Annotated in this window: 1 protein-coding gene, 1 pseudogene and 1 other annotated feature; of the genes and pseudogenes, one reads left to right on the top strand and one right to left on the bottom strand. The window is 39.3% G+C overall.

The features are described 5' to 3' along the window. Positions 1–213, bottom strand: a pseudogene (locus RTL21_RS13675) (TolB family protein); the annotation flags it as partial. 110 nt (positions 214–323) lie between these two features. Beyond that, positions 324–570: a binding site (T-box leader), on the top strand. A gap of 51 nt (positions 571–621) precedes the next feature. Between RTL21_RS13675 and RTL21_RS13670 the strand changes: the two are divergent. After that, positions 622–1,620, top strand: coding sequence for a tryptophan--tRNA ligase (locus RTL21_RS13670; RefSeq protein WP_312096439.1), 999 nt, complete (start codon positions 622–624; stop codon positions 1,618–1,620). Positions 1,621–1,795 lie beyond the last annotated feature (175 nt).

Below are 1,795 nucleotides of genomic sequence, written 5' to 3'. Positions count from 1 at the left end.
TTGATAGGCTAAATATTTTCCGTCATGGGACCATTCGACTTCACCAATTACATTTCCAGAAGTTGTGATTTTTTGTTCCTTTTCCTTGAAATACAACCATAGATTACCTTCTCTAATGAATGCTGCCTTGACGTCTTTTAATGGTGCTGCAAAGCTTGTTGAGATAGGAAAAATAAACATAAATATTATTAGTAATCGGATGATTTTCTTCATGAGATTTCTCTCCTCTTTTGGATTCTTATTCATAATATCCTTCTAAAAGACAGGAATATGTAAGCATCTCTTGACCTTTTTTACCATATAATTTACTATATATGTAATATTGAAGAGCAATGAGGAAGAAGAGTAAGCAGTTGAAAGGTTTAAGAGAGCTGATGGTTGGTGCGAATCAGTACGGATTGATTGCTGAATGGGCTTCGGAGCTACAAGGCTGAACAAATAGTAGGCTGCGCGGAACGTCTGACCGTTAAAAAAGACAAAGTATAAGAAACATCTATGTTTCTGTACGGATAAGTGCGTTTATTTTTAATAAACGAATAAAGGTGGCACCACGGGTTACTCGTCCTTTTTTACAGGATGAGTAGCCCTTTTTGTGTTTTTTTATAAAAGGAGGACTAGAATATGGGGAAAATTGTACTGACTGGCATTAAACCAACGGGACAAATTCATTTAGGAAATTATATTGGCGCAATAAAGCCTGCCTTAAAGCTTGCGAAAAATAGCGATTATCAGGCGGCCTATTTTATCGCAGATTATCATGGATTAACGAAAATCCATGATCGAAAAGAGTTTCGAACATTAACCTATGGAGTGGCAGCTACATGGTTAGCCCTCGGATTAGATCCTGAAAAAGTAATCTTTTATCGTCAATCCGATGTGCCGGAAATCTTTGAGCTAAACTGGATATTAGCCTGTTTTTCGCCAAAAGGTTTGATGAATCGTGCCCATGCCTATAAAGGTATCGTCGACAGCAATAAACTAGCAGGAAAAGATATTGATGATGGTGTAAACATGGGGCTATTTACGTATCCAATCTTAATGGCTGCCGATATTCTTGCCTTTCAAGCGAATATGGTGCCTGTCGGAAAAGACCAAATTCAGCATGTAGAAATTGCCCGGGATATAGCGGAAAGCTTTAATCATCAATACGGAGAAACCTTTGTCTTGCCAGAATATATCGTAGACGAAGACACAAGCATCCTGCCAGGCTTGGATGGTCGGAAAATGAGCAAAAGCTATCATAATACCATCCCTCTTTTTGAAGAGCCGGCAAAGCTGCAGAAGCTTATTAATAAAATCAAAACAGATTCTCTGCCCCCAGAAGCACCAAAGGATACAGAGAGATCAATTTTGTTTACACTTTATAAGGAATTTGCAAGTGAGGATAAAATAGCACAGATGCGCGAAAGATATGAAAAAGGAATCGGCTGGGGAGAAGTGAAAAAGGAATTATTCCATGTCATGAATCGTTTCCTAGAGGAACCGCGGAAAAAATACAATGAATTAATGGAAAATCCTGAAAGAATAGATGCGATTCTTGAAAAAGGAGCAGAAAAAGCAAGAGCCCGTACACTACCATTTTTACAAAAAGTAAGAAAGCAGATTGGGGTTTCACGTTGAAGATATAAGGCGGAGTTGGGAGTCGCAAGTAAAGGTGTGAGAGTCGCAAGTAAAGGTGTAGAAGTCGCAAGTAAAGGTGTGGGAGTCGCAAATAAAGGTGCGGGAGTCGCAAGTAAAGGTGTGGGAGTCGCAAGTAAAGGTGAGGAAGTCGCAAATAAAGGTGCGGGAGTCGCAA

Source organism: Niallia sp., from assembly GCF_031978665.1.
In the GTDB taxonomy this organism is placed as follows: Bacteria; Bacillota; Bacilli; order Bacillales; family Cytobacillaceae; genus Niallia.
The sequence above is the reverse complement of the archived record's forward strand: the minus strand, read 5'-3'. Positions and strand labels throughout refer to the sequence as shown.

Coding starts and splice junctions, on each gene's coding strand:
- RTL21_RS13670 (WP_312096439.1), top strand. CDS start 622: ATGGGGAAAATTGTACTGACTGGCATTAAACCAACGGGACAAATTCAT.